The 18,206-nt window shown below is 73.0% G+C and carries 14 protein-coding genes; 11 read left to right on the forward strand and 3 right to left on the reverse strand.

The features are described from left to right. Positions 1 to 214: 214 nt before the first annotated feature. The 4 genes from ACFYM6_RS03055 (at position 215) to topA (ending at position 7,013) form a co-directional block, all read left to right on the forward strand. Positions 215 to 2,599 (forward strand): sodium-translocating pyrophosphatase, encoded by a 2,385-nt coding sequence (locus ACFYM6_RS03055; protein ID WP_387271653.1) that lies wholly within the window; start codon positions 215 to 217, stop codon positions 2,597 to 2,599. 124 nt (positions 2,600 to 2,723) lie between these two features. Then, complete coding sequence (locus ACFYM6_RS03060) at positions 2,724 to 3,263, forward strand: hypothetical protein (protein WP_387271655.1); 540 nt, start codon at positions 2,724 to 2,726, stop codon at positions 3,261 to 3,263. Continuing rightward, complete coding sequence (locus tag ACFYM6_RS03065) at positions 3,254 to 3,865, forward strand: hypothetical protein (protein ID WP_387271657.1); 612 nt, start codon at positions 3,254 to 3,256, stop codon at positions 3,863 to 3,865. Before ACFYM6_RS03060 ends, ACFYM6_RS03065 begins: the two co-directional genes overlap by 10 nt. 325 nt (positions 3,866 to 4,190) lie before the next feature. Beyond that, on the forward strand, positions 4,191 to 7,013 hold the full coding sequence (gene topA / locus ACFYM6_RS03070; RefSeq protein WP_387271659.1) for a type I DNA topoisomerase: 2,823 nt from the start codon (positions 4,191 to 4,193) through the stop codon (positions 7,011 to 7,013). A 75-nt stretch (positions 7,014 to 7,088) separates the two neighbouring features. Here topA and ACFYM6_RS03075 read toward each other — a convergent pair whose 3' ends face one another. Both ACFYM6_RS03075 and ACFYM6_RS03080 read right to left on the reverse strand, forming a co-directional pair. Next, positions 7,089 to 8,090: a DUF559 domain-containing protein gene (locus tag ACFYM6_RS03075; protein ID WP_387271661.1), complete on the reverse strand. Its 1,002-nt coding sequence runs from the start codon at positions 8,088 to 8,090 to the stop codon at positions 7,089 to 7,091. Between the two features lie 131 nt (positions 8,091 to 8,221). After that, the gene (locus ACFYM6_RS03080) at positions 8,222 to 9,532 is read right to left on the reverse strand and encodes a D-arabinono-1,4-lactone oxidase (RefSeq protein WP_387271663.1); all 1,311 of its coding nucleotides are present in this window, start codon (positions 9,530 to 9,532) and stop codon (positions 8,222 to 8,224) included. 225 nt (positions 9,533 to 9,757) lie between these two features. On the opposite strand from ACFYM6_RS03080, the gene ACFYM6_RS03085 reads away from it, so the two are divergent. After that, positions 9,758 to 10,333, forward strand: a complete 576-nt coding sequence (locus ACFYM6_RS03085) for a TetR family transcriptional regulator (protein ID WP_387271869.1) — start codon at positions 9,758 to 9,760, stop codon at positions 10,331 to 10,333. A 260-nt stretch (positions 10,334 to 10,593) separates the two neighbouring features. On the opposite strand, the gene ACFYM6_RS03090 is transcribed toward ACFYM6_RS03085, so the two are convergent. Next, positions 10,594 to 11,802: an amino acid deaminase/aldolase gene (locus ACFYM6_RS03090; RefSeq protein ID WP_387271665.1), complete on the reverse strand. Its 1,209-nt coding sequence runs from the start codon at positions 11,800 to 11,802 to the stop codon at positions 10,594 to 10,596. Between the two features lie 217 nt (positions 11,803 to 12,019). Between ACFYM6_RS03090 and tmk the strand changes: the two genes are divergently transcribed. The 6 genes from tmk to ACFYM6_RS03120 all read left to right on the forward strand — a co-directional run bounded on the left by tmk (position 12,020) and on the right by ACFYM6_RS03120 (position 18,157). Continuing rightward, positions 12,020 to 14,170, forward strand: coding sequence for a dTMP kinase (tmk, locus tag ACFYM6_RS03095; RefSeq protein ID WP_387271667.1), 2,151 nt, complete (start codon positions 12,020 to 12,022; stop codon positions 14,168 to 14,170). Beyond that, on the forward strand, positions 14,170 to 15,507 hold the full coding sequence (locus ACFYM6_RS03100) for a DNA polymerase III subunit delta' (RefSeq protein ID WP_387271669.1): 1,338 nt from the start codon (positions 14,170 to 14,172) through the stop codon (positions 15,505 to 15,507). Before tmk ends, ACFYM6_RS03100 begins: the two co-directional genes overlap by 1 nt. Positions 15,508 to 15,629: 122 nt before the next feature. After that, positions 15,630 to 15,959 (forward strand): YbaB/EbfC family nucleoid-associated protein, encoded by a 330-nt coding sequence (locus ACFYM6_RS03105; RefSeq protein ID WP_357442142.1) that lies wholly within the window; start codon positions 15,630 to 15,632, stop codon positions 15,957 to 15,959. Between the two features lies 1 nt (position 15,960). After that, positions 15,961 to 16,266, forward strand: a complete 306-nt coding sequence (locus ACFYM6_RS03110; RefSeq protein ID WP_387271671.1) for a hypothetical protein — start codon at positions 15,961 to 15,963, stop codon at positions 16,264 to 16,266. After that, on the forward strand, positions 16,266 to 16,934 hold the full coding sequence (locus ACFYM6_RS03115; protein ID WP_387271673.1) for a hypothetical protein: 669 nt from the start codon (positions 16,266 to 16,268) through the stop codon (positions 16,932 to 16,934). The genes ACFYM6_RS03110 and ACFYM6_RS03115 overlap by 1 nt, the downstream gene beginning before the upstream one ends. Before the next feature lie 383 nt (positions 16,935 to 17,317). Beyond that, positions 17,318 to 18,157, forward strand: coding sequence for a stage 0 sporulation family protein (locus ACFYM6_RS03120; RefSeq protein ID WP_387271675.1), 840 nt, complete (start codon positions 17,318 to 17,320; stop codon positions 18,155 to 18,157). Positions 18,158 to 18,206: the final 49 nt, after the last annotated feature.

Consider the following 18,206-nt stretch of genomic DNA (forward strand, 5'->3'; position numbering starts at 1 on the left):
TCGCGAAAGGGTGCCCCCTCGGTGTGAGCCGCAACACGTCGGAGGGCTACAGTACCCGGGTTGTCAGCAAGTGATCCGTCCCGCAGCCAGCGGGAATGGGTGTTCATCGCTGGTCCGCCGGGGTGGGTTGGCGCGCGCTTGCGAGTCCGCATCCAGGCGTCGGTCCGTGCGTCTCCACGGATCGGCGCGAGTTGTTCGGTACAGGAGGACATAGATGTCCGGGACCTTGGCCGCCGACGGCGGCGCACTGTCCCTTACCGGAGCCAACGTGACGTACGTCGTCATCGCCGCGGTCATCGCGCTGGTGGCGCTCGTCTTCGCGGCCGCCCTGACCAGGGCGGTGCTGGCAGCCGGTACGGGAACCACCAACATGCAGGAGATCTCCGGGGCGGTGCAGGAGGGCGCGTCCGCGTACCTGCTGCGGCAGTTCCGCACCCTGGCGATCTTCGTGGTGATCGCCGTCGTGCTGCTGTTCCTGCTGCCGGTGCACGACACCGACGGCAACCAGACCCTGGTGAAGATCGGCCGGTCGGCGTTCTTCGTGGTGGGCGCCCTGTTCAGCGCGTTCATCGGCGGCGCCGGCATGTGGCTGGCCACCCGGGCCAACCTGCGGGTCGCCGCGGCCGCGCGGGAGCGCGAAGGCGGGCGCGAGAGCGCCATGAAGATCGCCTTCCGCACCGGCGGCGTGGTCGGCTTCCTCACCGTGGGCCTCGGCCTGTTCGGTGCGGCGCTGGTCGTCCTGCTCTACAAGGGCGACGCCCCGACCGTGCTGGAGGGCTTCGGCTTCGGTGCCGCGCTGCTCGCCATGTTCATGCGGGTCGGTGGCGGCATCTTCACCAAGGCCGCCGACGTCGGCGCCGACCTGGTCGGCAAGGTCGAGCAGGGCATCCCCGAGGACGACCCGCGCAACGCCGCGACCATCGCCGACAACGTGGGCGACAACGTGGGCGACTGCGCCGGGATGGCCGCCGACCTGTTCGAGTCGTACGCCGTCACCCTGGTCGCCGCGCTGATCCTGGGCCGGGCCGCGTTCGGCAACGAGGGTCTGGTCCTGCCGCTGATCATCTCGACCATCGGCGTGCTGGTGGCGATCGTCGGCGTCTTCATCACCCGGCTGCGCGCCTCCGACCGCAACGGGCTGACCGCGATCAACCGGGCCTTCTACCTGTCCGCCCTGGTCTCCGCGGTGCTGGTGGCGATCGCCGTGTTCGGCTACCTGAAGCCGACCTGGGCGGACCTGCTCGGCGAGAACTGGCGGGCGACGCTCAACGTCACCGACGGCGAGCCGCCGTTCGGCCCCCGCGGGCTGGCCATCGGCGCGGTGGTGATCGGCATCGTGCTGGCCGCCGCGATCCAGGCGCTCACCGGCTACTTCACCGAGACCAACCGGCGTCCGGTGCAGGACATCGGCAAGAGCTCGCAGACCGGCGCGGCCACCGTCATCCTCGCCGGCATCAGCGTCGGCCTGGAGTCGGCGGTCTACTCGGCGCTGCTGATCAGCGCCGGCGTGTTCGGCGCGTTCCTGCTCGGCGGCAGCTCCATCACGCTGTCGCTGTTCGCCGTCGCGCTGGCCGGCACCGGCCTGCTCACCACCGTCGGCGTGATCGTCGCCATGGACACCTTCGGCCCGATCTCCGACAACGCCCAGGGCGTGGCCGAGATGTCCGGCGACATCGACGAGCACGGCGCGCGGACGCTGACCGAGCTGGACGCGGTCGGCAACACCACCAAGGCGATCACCAAGGGCATCGCCATCGCCACCGCGGTCCTGGCCGCGACCGCGCTGTTCGGCTCGTACACCGACACGCTGAAGACCGCGTTCGGCGACGCGAAGGTGGAGAACGTCGAGGCCGCCATCACCAACCTGCTGAACGTGGCCAACCCGCGCAACCTGGTCGGCCTGATCGTCGGCGCGGCGGTGGTCTTCCTCTTCTCCGGCCTGGCCATCAACGCGGTCTCCCGCTCGGCCGGCGCCGTGGTGATGGAGGTACGCCGGCAGTTCCGCGAGCTGCCCGGGATCATGGACCGCACCCAGCGCCCCGAGTACGGCAAGGTCGTCGACATCTGCACCCGGGATGCGCAGCGCGAGCTGATGACCCCCGGCCTGCTGGCGATCATGGCGCCGATCGCGGTCGGCTTCGGCCTCGGTCCCGGCGCGCTGGCGTCGTATCTGGCCGGTGCCATCGGGGCGGGCACCCTGATGGCGGTCTTCCTGGCCAACTCCGGCGGCGCTTGGGACAACGGCAAGAAGCTGGTGGAGGACGGCGCCTACGGCGGCAAGGGCTCCGAGTCGCACGCCGCCACCGTCATCGGCGACACCGTCGGCGACCCGTTCAAGGACACCGCCGGTCCGGCGATCAACCCGCTGCTCAAGGTGATGAACCTGGTCTCGCTGCTGATCGCGCCGGCCGTGGTGGCCTGGAGCGTGGGCGAGGACAAGAACACCGGCCTGCGGATCACGATCGCCGTGGTGGCCGCGCTGGTCATCGTGGCGGCCGTGGTGTTCAGCAAGCGCAAGGGCGTCGCCATGGGCGACTCCGACCGCGACGGCGACGCCGCGGGCAGCCCGGAGGAGCGGGCGGAGCCGGTCCGCGCCTGAGCGGGTACGAACTGGTGCCGGTTCCCGGTCGGCCTCGCGCCGGCCGGGAACCGGCCCGTTCGGAGGTCCCGGGCCGGAAACCTGACCGGTGGCACTTCCCCCGGGAGGCCGTACGCTGCTTCGCATGCGTACCCGCGGGGCGGCAACCGCCGGAAAGCTCACGGTGGTCCTGGCCACGCTCAGCCTCGTCGTCGCCGGGTGCGGCGGTCCCAGCCCCCGGGCCTGGGCCGCGTCGGTCTGCCAGGCGCTCACCCCGTGGCGCGCGGAGATCAACAAGCTGACCAGCAGCACCCAGCAGCAGATGACCGCGCAGACCACCCCGGCGCAGGCCAAGGAGAACCTGGTCCGCCTCTTCGCCGGGGCCGAGCAGGCCAGCGAGACCGCCCGACGCAAGGTCGAGCAGGCCGGCGTGCCGGAGACCGACCACGGCGAGGAGATCTCCGCCGGGTTCCGCGCCTCGCTGAGCAAGATGCGGGACGCGTACGGCCGGGCCCGGGGCACCATCGACGGGCTGGACACCGCGCAGGCCGGGCCCTTCTACGACGGGGTGCGGGCCGCGGTGGACACGCTCAACAAGGAGTACGACGCGAGCGCGCTGGACACCAGCAAGCTCAACTCGTCCGAGCTCAAAGAGGCCTTCGACGAGGTCCCGGAGTGTCGCTGACGCACCCTTCCCCCGACCCGGTCCGCCAGCCCTCGCTGTTCTCCACCGAGGCGGCGGACCCGGCCCTGGCGGACCTGGCCGGTCTGCTCGCCGGACCGGGAGAGGTGGTGCGGATGGGCGGCACCGCCCGGATCTCGGTGGTGGTGGACGCCGCGTGGCGGGTGCACGCGCTGGTGGCCGAGCTGGCGGCGCGGGGCGTGCCGGCGAGCTGGGAGCCGACCGAGGACGGGCGGCACCTGGTGCGCACCGCGTACGCGACCACGCTGGCCCCGCTCGCGACGGCCTGGCTGCGCGGCACGACGAAGCAGGTCCCGGCCGGCTTCCACCTCAACGGGCGCCGGCTGCGGCTCTGGCTCGCCGCCGCCGGGGCGGTCGACCCGGCCGGCTGCCAGCTCGGCCTGGGCCCGGCCGACGAGGAGTGCTGGCCCCGGGTACGCGCCGCGCTGGCCGCGGTGGGGCTGCCGGCGGCGTTCGTGGAGCCGGCCGACGGCGGACCCGCGTACCGGATCGCCGGCCGGCGGCGGATGGCCCGGCTGGCCGAGCTGGTGGGTGACCGCCCACCGGCGGCGCCGGCGGCCGGATGGCCGGGCGCCGGCGGCTGAACCGGTGGCGCGCAACCCCGCCGGCTGTCCGATCCCGGACACCTCCGCGCGGTCGTTCGCACCGGAAAACGGAGGGTGCCTCCTCCGCCGTGGGTGCGTGATCGTCACAGTGACCCACTCGACGCCCTACCCACGGTGTACGGTGGCGCCGTTCGGCGGGTGCCGCCGCGCGAACCGGCCGGTGGGTCGCCCGAACTGAGTGTTTGCGGCCCACGAAACCCGGACCGCGGACGGCGCGTTACGTTGGACATCCGGACCACCGGTCGTCCGGGCGTGCAATGCGGCCCGAAACGGGCATAGAGCAGGAGTGAGGTCGGAGAGAGACGTGCCGAGCAACGCTGGAACCACCCGTCTGGTCATCGTCGAGTCACCGGCGAAGGCCAAGACGATCTCGGGCTACCTCGGCCCGGGGTACGTCGTGGAGGCCAGCTTCGGCCACGTCCGGGACCTGCCCCGCAACGCCGCCGACGTGCCGGCCAAGTACAAGGGCGAGCCGTGGGCGCGGCTCGGCGTGGACGTCGACAACGGGTTCCACGCGCTCTATGTGGTCTCGCCGGACCGCAAGCAGCAGATCAGCAAGCTGACCAAGCTGGCCAAGGAGGTCGACGAGATCTTCCTGGCGACGGACGAGGACCGCGAGGGCGAGGCGATCGCCTGGCACCTGGTGGAGACGCTCAAGCCCAAGGTGCCGGTCAAGCGGATGGTCTTCCACGAGATCACCAAGCCGGCCATCCAGGCCGCGGTGGCCAACCCGCGGGAGATCGACCGCGACCTGGTCGACGCGCAGGAGGCCCGGCGCATCCTGGACCGGCTGTACGGCTACGAGGTCTCCCCGGTGCTGTGGAAGAAGGTCATGCCGAAGCTCTCGGCGGGCCGGGTGCAGTCCGTGGCGACCCGGATCGTGGTCGAGCGGGAGCGGCAGCGGATGGCCTTCCGCACCGCGGAATACTGGGACATCCTGGCCACTCTCGCGGTGGCGAACCCCGGCGAGGGGCCACGGGCGTTCAACGCCACCCTGATCGCGCTGAACGGCGACCGGATCGCCACCGGCAAGGACTTCGAGCCGACCACCGGCCGGGTCCGGGCCGGCGCGGGCGTGGTGCACCTCGACGAGGGCGGTGCCCGGGGCCTGGCGGCCCGGCTGGAGGGGCGGCCGTTCACCGTCACCCGGGTCGAGGAGAAGCCCTACCGGCGCCGCCCGTACGCGCCGTTCATCACCTCCACGCTGCAGCAGGAGGCGGCCCGCAAGCTGCGGCTCTCGTCCCAGCAGACAATGCGCACCGCGCAGCGGCTGTACGAGAACGGCTACATCACCTATATGCGTACCGACTCGGTGAACCTGTCGGAGACCGCCGTCGCGGCGGCCCGCCGGCAGATCGTCGAGCTGTACGGCGAGCGCAGCGTGCCGCCGGAGCCGCGCCGCTACACCGGCAAGGTGAAGAACGCGCAGGAGGCGCACGAGGCGATCCGCCCGGCGGGGGACAACTTCCGCACCCCGGGTGAGGTGGCCAAGGAGCTGTCCGCCGAGGAGTTCAAGCTCTACGAGCTGATCTGGCGGCGCACCATCGCCTCGCAGATGACCGACGCGGTCGGCTCCAGCGTCTCGGTGCGGATCCGCGCGGTCTCCGCCGCGCAGGAGGAGGCCGACTTCGGGGCGACCGGCAAGACCATCACCGACCCCGGTTTCCTGCGCGCCTACGTGGAGTCGAGCGACGACGAGAACGCCGAGGCCGAGGACGCCGAGCGGCGGCTGCCCACCCTGGTCAAGGACCAGCCGCTGACCGCCGAGGAGCTGGCCGCGCAGGGCCACCACACCCAGCCGCCCGCCCGCTACACCGAGGCGTCGCTGGTCAAGGCGCTGGAGGAGCTGGGCATCGGCCGCCCGTCGACGTACGCGTCGATCATGCAGACCATCCAGGACCGCGGGTACGTCGTCAAGCGCGGCCAAGCGATGATCCCGTCGTTCCTGGCGTTCGCGGTGATCGGGCTGATGGAGCGGCACTACCCGCGCCTGATCGACTACGACTTCACCGCCAGCATGGAGAACGAGCTGGACGAGATCGCCGGCGGCGACCACGCCGCGGTCGACTTTCTCACCGCGTTCTACTTCGGCAGCGCCAACGGCGCCGGTGACCGGGACATCGCCCACGCCGGTGGCCTCAAGAAGCTGGTGACGGAGAACCTCAGCGAGATCGACGCACGCAGCGTCAACTCGATCACACTCTTCACCGACGAGGAGGGGCGCGAGGTCGTCGTCCGGGTCGGCCGGTACGGGCCGTACCTCCAGCGGGCCCTGCCGGGCGAGCAGCCCGCACCCACCGGTGAGGGCGAGGAGGGCGGCGCCCAGGGCGACCGGGCGCCGATCCCCGAGGGGCTGGCGCCGGACGAGCTGACCCCGGAGAAGGTGCACGAGCTGTTCCTCGGTGGCGCGGGCGAGCGAAAGCTCGGCGACGACCCGGCCACCGGCGAGCCGATCGTGCTGAAGTCCGGCCGGTTCGGCCCGTACGTGGCCAGCGGCGAGCGGAAGTCCTCGCTGCTGCGGTCGCAGTCGCCGGAGACGCTCACCTTCGACGAGGCGCTGAAGCTGCTCAGCCTGCCCCGGCTCGTGGGGGTGGCCCCGGACGGGGTCGAGGTGTTCGCCAACAACGGCCGCTACGGCCCGTACGTCAAGCGTGGTGACGAGTTCCGCTCGTTGGACTCGGAAGAGAAGATGTTCACCGTCACGCTGGACGAGGCGCTCGCGCTGCTGGCCACCCCGAAGACCCGCCAGCGCCGGGCCGCCGCGCCGCCGCTGCGGGAGATGGGCGCCGACCCGCTCACCGAGAAGCCGCTGGTGATCAAGGATGGGCGGTTCGGGCCGTACGTCACCGACGGGGAGACCAACGCGTCGCTGCGGCGCGGGCAGACCCCGGAGGCGCTGACCCTGGAGGAAGCCTCCGAGATGCTCGCCGAGAAGCGGGCGAAGGGTCCGGCGCCGAAGAAGGCGGCGGCGAAGAAGGCGGCCTCGGCCAAGAAGGCGGCGGCGAAGAAGACCGCCGCCGCCAAGTCCACCGCCGCGAAGAAGACGACGACCGCCAAGGCCACCGCGGCCAAGAAGGCCCCGGCGAAGAAGGCCGCCCCCCGGAAGGCATCCACCTCCACGGAGTGATTATTGATCTGAAGAGATCTTGGTACGTGGCGGCCCTTGGCGGGGCGGGTACGTACCAAGATCTGATCAGGGTGGTTAACCGGGCCAGCCTGCGTAGCGGAGGGCGGCGCGCAGCTGGGTGATTACCCGCTCCGGTTCGTTGCGCACGGCCCAGGCGGGAAATCGGAGCACCCGGTCGCCTGTGGTCCAGAGATCATTCTGGCGCTGCATGTCGTTCCACGCGGTTCGGGGATCGAGATGCTGCCCACCGTCGATTTCGACGTGGACCCGCCACTGCTCGAACCAGACGTCCAGATAGCGTCGGCGTCCGGCGGCGTCATGGCGGACCACCTGCCGGGACGGTTCGGGTAGCCCAGCCGTACGGACCAGGCTGAGGAAGTCCAACTCAGCGAGGGAGTGGGCGCCGCCCGCCGCGTCCGACGCCGTCACTTTGATCAGTTTGCGCCGCCGGGCGCGCGGCATTCGGTCCAGGACCCGGTGCACGTCGTCCCCGCCGACGAGTCGTTGCTGGAAGCCGGCAGCGATCACCGCGCGTGCCTCCGCATCGCTCGGAGCCCATTGCGCCGCATCGACCAAAGACCGCGCTGGCATCGTCCGTCGCGGCTGGCCGACCGACAGCACGTCCTGCTCTGGCAGCAGCGTCGTCCGGTGGACGCGTACGCCCGACGGAAGCGATCTTGCCTGGTGCCGGGCGGGTAGCAGGAGGTGGACGACCCGAGTCTCGTAGCGACGCAGCCCCCAGGCCTGGGCTGCGGTGAGCCCGCCGAGCACCGCCGCCGGGCCGGCCGCGAGCACCGCGATCCACCGGAGTTGGGCAGGGCCGAGCGGACCGCTGTGGGTCACGTAGATCCCTCGATGCACCTGGCGCCAACGTCGAGTGGCCACCCGGTGTCGGATCGCCTTGGGAGACAGGAATCGCCGCGCCTGTTCAAGGCTGAGGACGTCTTCCTGATGGAACAGCAGCCAGGTCAGCTCGTCGGCGTCGTCGGTCGGTAGCGCCCGCCAAAGACCGGCCCGTACCCCCCGCCCATCCCGCCCACTTTCCCGCCCCCCCGTCCCGCCCCCCGTCCCGCCCACCTTCCCTCACACCCTCCCATCCTCATCACCACTCACCCGCCCACCACCCCCTGTGGACAGCGAACAGATCTTGGTCAGGTGTCGCCCCTGACGGGGCTGATTCGTACCAAGATCTGTGGCAGGGGTGCGGCTCAGTCGCCGAGGACCTGGTTCAGGTAGGGGTTGGCGAAGCGGCGGTCGGGGTCGAGGCGGTCGCGGACGGCCAGGAAGTCGGCGAACCGCGGGTACGCGGGCGCGAGCGACGCCGCGTCCCGGTAGTGCAGCTTGCCCCAGTGCGGCCGTCCGCCCAGTTCCGTGGCCACCTCCTCGAACGCCCGGAAGTAGGGCTCGAAGGGCATGCCCACGTACTGGTGGATGGCGAGGTATGCCGAGTCCCGCCCGAATCCGTGGGAGAGCCAGATGTCGTCGGCGGCGGTGAACCGCACCTCGACCGGGAAGAGCACCTTGAACGGCAGGTTGTCCACGATGCGCCGCAGGGCGTCCAGCGCGGCCGGCAGGACGGCGCGGGGCAGGGCGTACTCCATCTCCAGGAAGCGGACCCGGCGTGGCGTGCAGAAGACCCGGTCGGAGCGACCGGTGTAGGTGCGTTCGGTGAGCGCCCGGGCGGAGACGGCGCTGATCCCGGGGGCCAGCGCCGGCACGGCGCGGCCCAGCCGGCAGGCCCCGGCGAAGACGCTGTTGGCCAGGAAATCGTCGTCCAGCCAGCCCCGCCAGCGGGGCAGCGGCCGGTCGTCGGCGGGCACCCGGTCGTTGGTCTTGACCTGCACCCGTGCGGTGTACGGGAACCAGTAGAACTCGACGTGGTCGTGCTGTTCGACGAGCCCGGGCAGGTCGGCCAGCACCGCGGCCAGCGCCGCCGGCCGCTCGTGCGCGCGGAGCACGAAGGCGTCGACGCAGCGCAGGGTGACCTCGACCAGCATGCCGACCGCGCCGAGCCCGACCCGGGCGGCGGCGAAGACGTCGCGGTGCTCGTCGGCGGAGCAGCGCAGCACCTCCCCGGTGCCGGTGACCAGGGTCAGCCCGGTGACGAAGGTGGACAGGCAGCCGAGTTTCGCGCCGGTGCCGTGGGTGCCGGTGGCGAGCGCCCCGGCCAAGGTCTGCGCGTCGATGTCGCCGAGATTGGGCAGCGCCAGTCCGTGGGTGGCGAGTAGGTCGTTGAGCGTGTGCAGAGTCATCCCGGCCGGTACGGTGACCAGTCGGCGGGTGGTGTCGACGGTGACGCCGGTGTCCAGTTCGGTCAGTTCGAGCCGGTGCCCGTCGGTGAGGGCCGTCCCGGTGAACGAGTGCCCGCTGCCCACCGTCCGGATCGTCCGGCCGGCGTCGGCGGCGGCGTGGATCGCCGCGGCGACCTCGTCGACGGTCCGGGGACGCGCCACCAGGGTGGCGGTGCTGCGTTGGTTGCCGGCCCAGTTGGACCAGGCGGCTGGTGGCGTACCGGCCATGGACGCTACTCGACATGAATATGAACTGACTTCATATCAGGAACGTTGTGCCTGGTAAATACCGCAAACGCGACACGCTCGTTGTACCGGTAGTCACGGTCTCGTGACTTGTAGATATGTTCTTCCGTCGAAGGGGGGTGGCGCCGAGTGTCCACACCAGCCGCCACGACCGGGCCGCTGCGCCGGGTGCCGGTGCAGGGTCGAAGTGTCGCGCGGGTCCAGCGGATGCTGGACGCCTGTGCCGAGCTCGTCGACGAGGTGGGGTACGAGGGGTTGACCACGACTCTCCTCGCCGAGCGCGCCGAGGTGGCGATCGGGTCGGTCTACCAGTTCTTTCCGGACAAGCGGGCGATCGTGCAGGCGTTGACCCTGCGCACGATGGAGTCCTATCTCCAGCGGCTCGACGAGCGGTTCGCCTCCGACGACCTGACCCACTGGTGGGACGGCGTCGACGCGGCGATCGACGAGTACATCACGATGCACCGCACCATCCCGGGGTTCCGTACCCTGCACTTCGGCGACGTGGTCGACCTGCACCTGCTCGATGAGCAGCGGGACAACAACGGGGTGATCGCCGATCAGCTCGCCCGCGTGCTCGCCGAGCGTTTCGGTCTGGCCGACGTGCCCGACCTCCGGTTCCATCTGGAGATCGCGGTCGAGGGCGCGGACGCCCTGATCAAGCTGGCGTTCCGGCGCAAGCCCGAGGGCGACGAGCGGGTGCTTTCCGAGGCGAAGGCGCTGATCCGGGAGTACCTGCACCGGCAGGTCGACGCCAGGACCGAGGCCGCTCAGCAGAGCTGAGCGGACGCCGCCGGCCCCGGCCGGCGGCACGACCGGAAAGTCGCCCGGGTGCGACCGGGTGGCAGGACGGGAAAGACGTCCGGGTGCGACCGGGTGGCAGGACAGGAAAGACCCCCCGGGTGCGACCGGGCGGCAGGACGCGAAAGACGCCTGGGGTGCGACCGGGCGGCACGAGGTACGGCGGGCGCCCGAGGTGCGCCGGGGCCCGCCGTCACCCGACCGAGGGCCCAGGTCCTGCCTCACCAGGCCACGTCTCGTGACTAGAGGAACGCCCGGCCTTCGCCCCGGTAGGTGGGCACGGTGGCGACCACGCTGTCGCCGTCGACGAGATGCAGTTCGTTGACGTGCTCGCACAGCTCGCCGGCCTTGGCATGGCGGAACCAGACCCGGTCACCGACCCGCAGGGCCGTCGCGGCCGTGCCCGCCACCGGAGTCTGCACCTCACCCGCGCCTTCGGCGCCGAGCAGCCGCAGCCCGGCCGGCAACCACGGCCGGGGGAGCCGGCTGTCGGCGGCCGGGCCCGAGCCGATCCAGCCGCCACCGAGCACGGTGGCCACCCCGGGCGCCGGCCGGCGGACCACCGCGCAGGCGAAGAACGCCGCCGGGGTGGGGCGCCAGGCCCGGTACGCGTCGAAGAGCGTCGGCCCGTACAGGCCGGATCCCGCAGTGACCTCGGTGACCGCGGGGTCGGCGCTGGTGGCGGCCACGCTGCCGGTGCCGCCGCCGTTGACGAACTCGAGGTCGGCGTGCTCGCGTACCGCGGCGACCGCCGCCGCCCGGCGGGCCAGCAGTTCCCGGTACGACCCGCGTTGGGCGACCCGGATCGCGGTACCCAGCACCGCCTGTCCGGGCGGGGCGTCGCCGAGGCCGGCGATCTGCGCCTCGTACGACATCAGGCCGACCAGCCGGAAGCCGGGCCGGCCGGCGACGGCGCGGGCGAGCGCGCCGGCTGCCCGGGCGCTGTGCACCGGGGACCGCCGGACGCCGACGTGCACCCGCCCGCCGAGCGGTCGCCAGGAGGCGTCCAGGTCGAGGCAGACCCGCACCGGTGGCCGGCGGCCGGGCGGGCACACCTCGTCGACCAGATCGAGCTGACCGGCGTCGTCGACCATCAGCGTCACCGCGTCGGCGAGCGCCGGGTCGGCGGCCAACTCGGCCAGCGCGCCCCGGTCGGCGGTCGGGTACGCCACCAGCACATCGTCGCTGACCCCGGCGCGGGCCAGCCAGAGCGCCTCGGGCAGGGTGAACGCCATCACGCCGCGCCAGCCGGGGCGCCCCAGCACCCGGCTGAGCAGTTCGCGGGCGCGGACCGACTTGCTGGCCACCCGGACCGGCTTGCCGGCGGCCCGGCGGGCGAGCGCGTCCGCGTTCGCGTCGAAGGCGGCGAGGTCGACGACCGCGTACGGCGGGTCGAGGTGGGCGGTCGCCCCGTCGAGGCGATCGCGAAGTCTGTCACTGTCGGTGGCCACGGCTGCACGCTAACTGTCTGGGAGTCAATGCGAAATACCCTCGCGTATGTCCGGGCTGCGGGCGGTGGCCCCGGCGGCCTAGGCTCGGCGAGCAGGCGAATGTCGCGGAGGGGGCGCTTCTCGCCGCGACTAGAGTGTTGCACCGGGGATGCCCAACTCTGGGCCGGCACGTGGAGGTACGGCCATCAAAAGCCAGAAGAACGGCGAGTCGCCCGGCGTGTCGTCGCCCGCGCAGGCTGACCTGTCCGCAGCGGCCGCCATCCGCTCGGTGCTGCGCATCCGGCCGTTCCGCCGGCTCTGGGTCGTGCTCGGCGTCGCCTCCTTCGGCGACTGGCTCGGCCTGCTCGCCACCTCGGTCTTCGCCGCCGCTCAGGTCTCCGGCGACACCGCCAAGGGCGCGGCGTTCGGCACGCTGATCGCGATCCGGCTGCTGCCCGCCCTGCTGCTCGGCCCGGTGGCCGGGGTCTTCGCCGACCGGTTCGACCGGCGCTGGACCATGGTCATCTGCGACGTCCTGCGTTTCGTGCTCTTCGCCTCGATCCCGCTCTACGCGCTGACCGGCGCCAGCGGCGCCCTGGTGGTCACCTGGGCGGCGATCGCCACCTTCCTGATCGAGACGATCACCCTGATGTGGATCCCGGCCAAGGAGGCCGCGGTCCCCAACCTGATCCCGCGCGCCCGGCTGGAGACCGCCAACCAGCTCACCCTGATCACCACGTACGGCATCACCCCGATCGGCGCCGCCATCGTCGCCGCGGTGCTCGACCGCAGCGTGCGCGGGCTGGTCGGGGGCGGGCTGCCGAACTGGGCCGAGCCGGCGCAGCTTGCGCTCTGGGTCAACTCGTTCTCCCGGCTCGCCACCGCGCTGGTCGTCGCCTTCGGGATCAGAGAGATCAGCCGGACCCGCACCGGCGAGCGCGAGCCCACCGAGCAGAGCATGGCGCGGCAGTTCGCCGAGGGCTGGACGTTCATCCGGCAGACCCCGCTGGTCCGTGGCCTGGTGCTCGGCATCTTCGGCGCGTTCGCCGGCGGCGGCATCGTGGTCGGCACGGCCAAGTTCTTCGCCGCCTCGCTGGGCGCCGGTGACGCCGCGTTCTACCTGCTCTTCGGCGCGATCTTCATCGGTCTGGCGATCGGCATCGGGGCCGGCCCGATGATCGTCCGGGACATGTCCCGGCGCCGCTGGTTCGGCATGAGCATCGTGCTGGCCAGCGCGTCCGTGCTGGTGCTCGCCTTCGCCATTCACCTGTCCATGGCGATCCTCGGCGCGATCCTGGTCGGTGCGGGTGCCGGCATGGCCTTCCTGGCCGGCACCACCCTGCTCGGCGGCGAGGTCGCCGACGAGCTGCGCGGCCGGGTCTTCGCGGTGGTGCAGATCGGCACCCGGCTGGTGCTGATCCTGGCCATCGCGCTGAGCAGCCTCCTGGTCGGCGTCGGCGGCTCGCGCCAGCTGACCATCGCCGACCTGGGCATCTCGGTCTCCTCGACCCGCCTGCTGCTGCTCGTCGCGGGTGCCGCCGGCATCTTCGCCGGGATCAGCGCGTTCGGCCAGATGGACGACAAGAAGGGCGTACCGGTCCTGGCCGACCTGTGGGGCTCGATCCGGGGCCGCCCGCTGATGCCCGCCGAGCCCTTCGTCTCCAGCGGTCTCTTCGTGGTCTTCGAGGGTGGCGAGGGCGCCGGCAAGTCCACCCAGCTCGCCGCGCTCGCCGAACGGCTGCGCGGCCAGGGGCGGGACGTCGTGGTCACCCGGGAGCCGGGGGCGACCGCCGTCGGCGAGCGGATCCGCTCGCTGGTGCTGGAGACCGCCGGCGCCGAGGCCCCGTCGCCGCGCGCCGAGGCGCTGCTCTACGCCGCCGACCGCGCGCACCACGTCGCCACCGTGGTCCGGCCGGCGCTGGCCAGGGGCGCCGTGGTGATCAGCGACCGGTACGTCGACTCGTCCCTCGCCTACCAGGGCGCCGGTCGTACGCTGCCGGCGCAGGAGGTCTCCTGGCTCTCCTCGTGGGCCACCGGCGGGCTCAAGCCCGACCTGGTGGTGCTGCTCGACGTCGAACCGCACACCGGCCTGTCCCGGGTCGGTACCCGTAACCAGGGCGCCGACCGGCTGGAGGCCGAGTCGATCGCGTTCCACGAGCGGGTCCGGTACGCGTTCCTCGACCTGGCCGCCGCCGACCCCAAGCGTTACCTGGTGCTCGACGCCGCCCGGCCGGTCGAGGAGATCGCCGAGGCGGTCGCCCGGCGGGTGGAGGAGGTCCTGGGCGATCCGGCCCGCATCGTGCACCCCCGCCCGGCACAGGGCCCGGACACCACGGTCCAGCCCGAGTTATCCGGCGCGGAGCTGGTGACCATGAAGCGCCCCACCTGATGGCGGACGTCTTCGCCGACCTGGTCGGGCAGGACGAGGCCGTGGCGACGCTGCGCCACGCCGCCGCCTCGGCCGCCGCCCTGCTGCGGGCCGCCGCCGTGCCGGCGGCCCGCCCGGCCGGGCCGGCGACCGGCGCCGGGCCGGGCGACTCCTACGACAAACTCGACGCGCTCGCCGAGGAGTTCGACGCCGAACCGATCCCCGGCGCCGGTCCGCCGGGCGGACCGGGCGAGGCAGCCGGCGGCGACCCCGGCGCGGGGATGACCCACGCCTGGATCTTCACCGGCCCGCCCGGCTCGGGCCGCTCGGTGGCCGCGCGCGCCTTCGCGGCCGCGTTGCAGTGCGTGCACGGCACCGGCTGCGGCGAGTGTCCCGGCTGCCACACCACGCTGGCCGGCACCCATGCCGACGTCCGGCTGGTGGTGCCCGAGGGGCTGTCCATCGGCGTCGGCGAGATGCGCGCCCTGGTGCTCCGGGCGGCCAGCACGCCGTCCGGCGGGCGGTGGCAGATCGTCATCATCGAGGATGCCGACCGGCTCACCGAGGCGGCCGGCAACGCGCTGCTCAAGGCGGTCGAGGAGCCGCCGCCACGGACCGTGTTCCTGCTCTGCGCCCCGTCCACCCACCCGGACGACATCTCCGTGACCATCCGGTCCCGGTGCCGGGTCGTACCGCTGCGCCAGCCGCTGGCCGGCGCGGTGGCCGAGGTCCTCGTACGCCGGGACGGCATCGCGCCCGACGTGGCCGAGTGGGCGGCGGCGGCCGCGCAGGGGCACGTGGGCCGGGCCCGGCGGCTGGCCCGCGACCCGGAGGCCCGGCAGCGCCGCGACGCGGTGCTCGCCGTGCCGCGCCGGCTGACCGGGGTGGGTGCGGCGTTCGACGCCGCGTCCGCGCTGATCGAGGCGGCCGAGGCGGAGGCCGCGGCGGCGGTCGCCGAGATCGACGAGGCGGAACGGGCCGCGCTGCAGACCGCGCTCGGCGCGGGCGGCACCGGCCGGGGCGCGGCGGGGGCCATGCGGGGTGCCGCCGGCCAGCTCAAGGACCTGGAGAAGCGGCAGAAGTCGCGGGCCACCCGGGCCCAGCGCGACGCGCTCGACCGGGCTCTGGTGGACCTGGCCGGCTTCTATCGCGACGCGCTCGCCGTGGCGCTGCGGGCACCGGTCGCCCCGGTGCACACCGACACCGCCGCGCTGGCCGAGGCCGGCGCGCAGAAGTGGGACGCCGAGGGGGCGCTGCGCCGGCTGGAGGCCGTGCTGGAGTGCCGGGCGGCGATCGAGGCGAACGTCAAGCCGCGGATCGCGGTGGAGGCGATGATGCTCGCCCTCTGGAAGGGGTAGGCGAGCTTTCCGGCGCTGTCCACAGGGCATCGACAGGCGCGATTGACGTGCGGTACGGTCCGGTGTGCCGCGGTGACGGTGGCGGCACGCTCAGTGAGGGGCCAGCCGGGAGGAGTCCACCGATGCCACGGGGCGAGATCGACGAGGCCTGGATCGAGGAAGCGGTCCGCCGCTACCGGCGCATCGAGACCCTCCAGGCCGAGTTCGACCAGGCGGTGTCGACGGTCGAGGTCACCGTCCGCTCGCCCGACGGGCTGGTCGAGGTGGTGGTGACCGCCGGTGGGCGGATCACCGGCGTGCGCTTCCTCGGCCCGCTGCACCAGCGCAACCCCCGGGACGTCGCCGGTTCGGTGCAGGCCGCGGTCACCGCCGCCGCCGACGCCGCCCAGTGGGCCCGGGAGAAGCTGCACAACGAGACCTTCGCGGCGTACCGGCCGCTGGCGGGAGCCTGACATGGACACCCTGCACGCCCTGGCCGCCCGCCTGGAGGAGGCCAGCGCCACCCTCGCCACCCTGGCCCGCACCGTGACCGCGACCGACCCGCCGCACCCCGCCTTCGGCGCGCACGCCGAGGGCCGGCCCGGCGAGATCGGTCGGGCCCTGCACCGGCAGTGGACCGGCGCCACCGGCGACCGGGCCCGCGAGGCGGCCGCCGCCGCGACCCGGCTGTCCGCCGCCGCGGCCGCGCTGCGCAGCGCTGCCGACCGGTACGCGGCCACCGACGAGTCCGCCGGGCGCCGGCTCCGCCGGGAGGCGTGATGGACGCCCTGGACCGTCTCGCCGAGCCGGGCCTCGATCTGCTGGCCCGGGTCGACACGCTGCTCGCCGGCGGCGCACCCGAGGGGCACCGGCTCTGGCCGCTGCTGCGCCGCATGCAGGTGCTCCCCGGAGCGGCCGTGCGCGAGTTCCTTGAGCTGCATCCGGCGCCGTTGGCCGACGCCGGTCACGCCGTGCGCCGGCTCGTCCGGGGATACGACGACGCCTCCGCCCTGCTCGCCGACCCGGTCGCCTGGTCCGGGCCGGCCGCCGCAGCGTACGACGAGGCCCGCGGTGCCCTGCTCCGCCACCTCGACGAGGGGCCAGAGAGCCTGGTCGGGCGGCTGGAGTCGACCGCCGGATACGCCGACGCGCTGGCCGACTGGGTGGAGGGGAGCCGGCTCGCCCTGGCCCGGGCCCTGGCCGACGTGCTGCGCTCCACCGAGGCGGTCACCGTGCACGCCGCCGGGCGGCCGGGTGCGGACGGCGGGCCGACCGGGGCACTGGCGGCGGCGGAGATCGCGGTCCGGGTGCTGGGTGTGCTCGGGGTGGCGTACGACGGCGCGGAGACGCTGCTGCGCCAGTGGGCGCCGAGCCTGGCCGAGACGACCTGGCGGGAGCGGGTGTCCGGGGTGCCCCGCTACGGCGGCGCCACCCGGATCGGCCACTGAGCGAGCGAAGCGAGCGAATCAGCAGAGGCTGCGGCGATGGTGCGCACTGACCGACGCGGCCGGGCTTGGACCGTTCGGCGGAGCGGAGTGCCGGCATGAGCCTCCGGCGCAAGCCCACGGCGCCGCGCGCCGTACCGGCCGTGGCCGGGCTCCGGCGGCGACGCCGTGGCTTCCCCTGCACCCCCCGCAGGTCTGTCTTCACTCAACGCGGTCGGTCGCCGTTTGTCCTCCAGTGGCCTCATCTTTCAGCCGTCCGGGCGAGGATCAACCACACGGCGGGTTGGCACCGGCTCGGTCGAGCCGACAATGGATCGCTGCGCCGGGTGACCGGACGGCGACGGCTGGGCGGCCGGCAAACCGCACGGCGTCGTAGGGTGGTGGCCATGGGCATGCTCTGCGCGGTCAGTTTCAACCGGTACGGGCGCCTCTACTACCTTGACCCCGGCGAGCTGCGCCCGCAGGTGGGCGACAAGGTGCTGGTGCCCACCGACGAGGGGCCCGAGGTGGCCGAGTGCGTCTGGGCCGCGCAGTGGGTCGACGAGGACACCGCCGGTGCGCCCAAGCTGGCCGGGCTGGCCCAGGACGAGGACCTGCGCCGCGACGAGCTGCTGCGCCGGCGCAAGGCGGACGCCAAGGTGGCCGCCAAGCGGCTCATCCGGGAGCACGGGCTGCCGATGAAGGTGGTGGCCGTCGACCACGTGCCCGGTACGCCGGACACCGGCAGCGACCGGACCACCGTCTACTTCACCGCGCCGCACCGGGTCGACTTCCGTTCCCTGGTGCGCGACCTGGGGGCGACGCTGCACTGCCGGGTCGAGCTGCGGCAGCTCTCCGCCCGCGACTCGGCGCGCGTCCAGGGCGGGATCGGCTCCTGCGGCCGGGATCTGTGCTGCGCCACCTTCCTCACCGACTTCGAGCCGGTGACCATCCGGATGGCGAAGGACCAGGATCTCCCGCTCAACCCGCTGCGGATCTCCGGCGCGTGCGGCCGGCTGATGTGCTGCCTCAAGTACGAGCATCCGCTCTACCAGCGGTTTCAGGAGTCCGCCCCGGTGATCGGCACCCGGGTCTCCACGCCGGAGGGGGACGGCAAGGTGGTCGGCCACAGCGTCCCGCGGGACTCGGTCACCGTTCGCCTGGACGCCGACGGCTCCCGCTGCTCGTGCAGCCGCGCCTCCGTCTGTGCCCCCCGCCAAGCCCACGACCAGCACTACACCCCCTGACCGCGCCGTCTGGCCCGTGTTGATCATGAGGTTAGCGGCGAAGTCGATC

The organism is Micromonospora sp. NPDC006431 (assembly GCF_042870725.1).
Lineage (GTDB): Bacteria > Actinomycetota > Actinomycetes > Mycobacteriales > Micromonosporaceae > Micromonospora.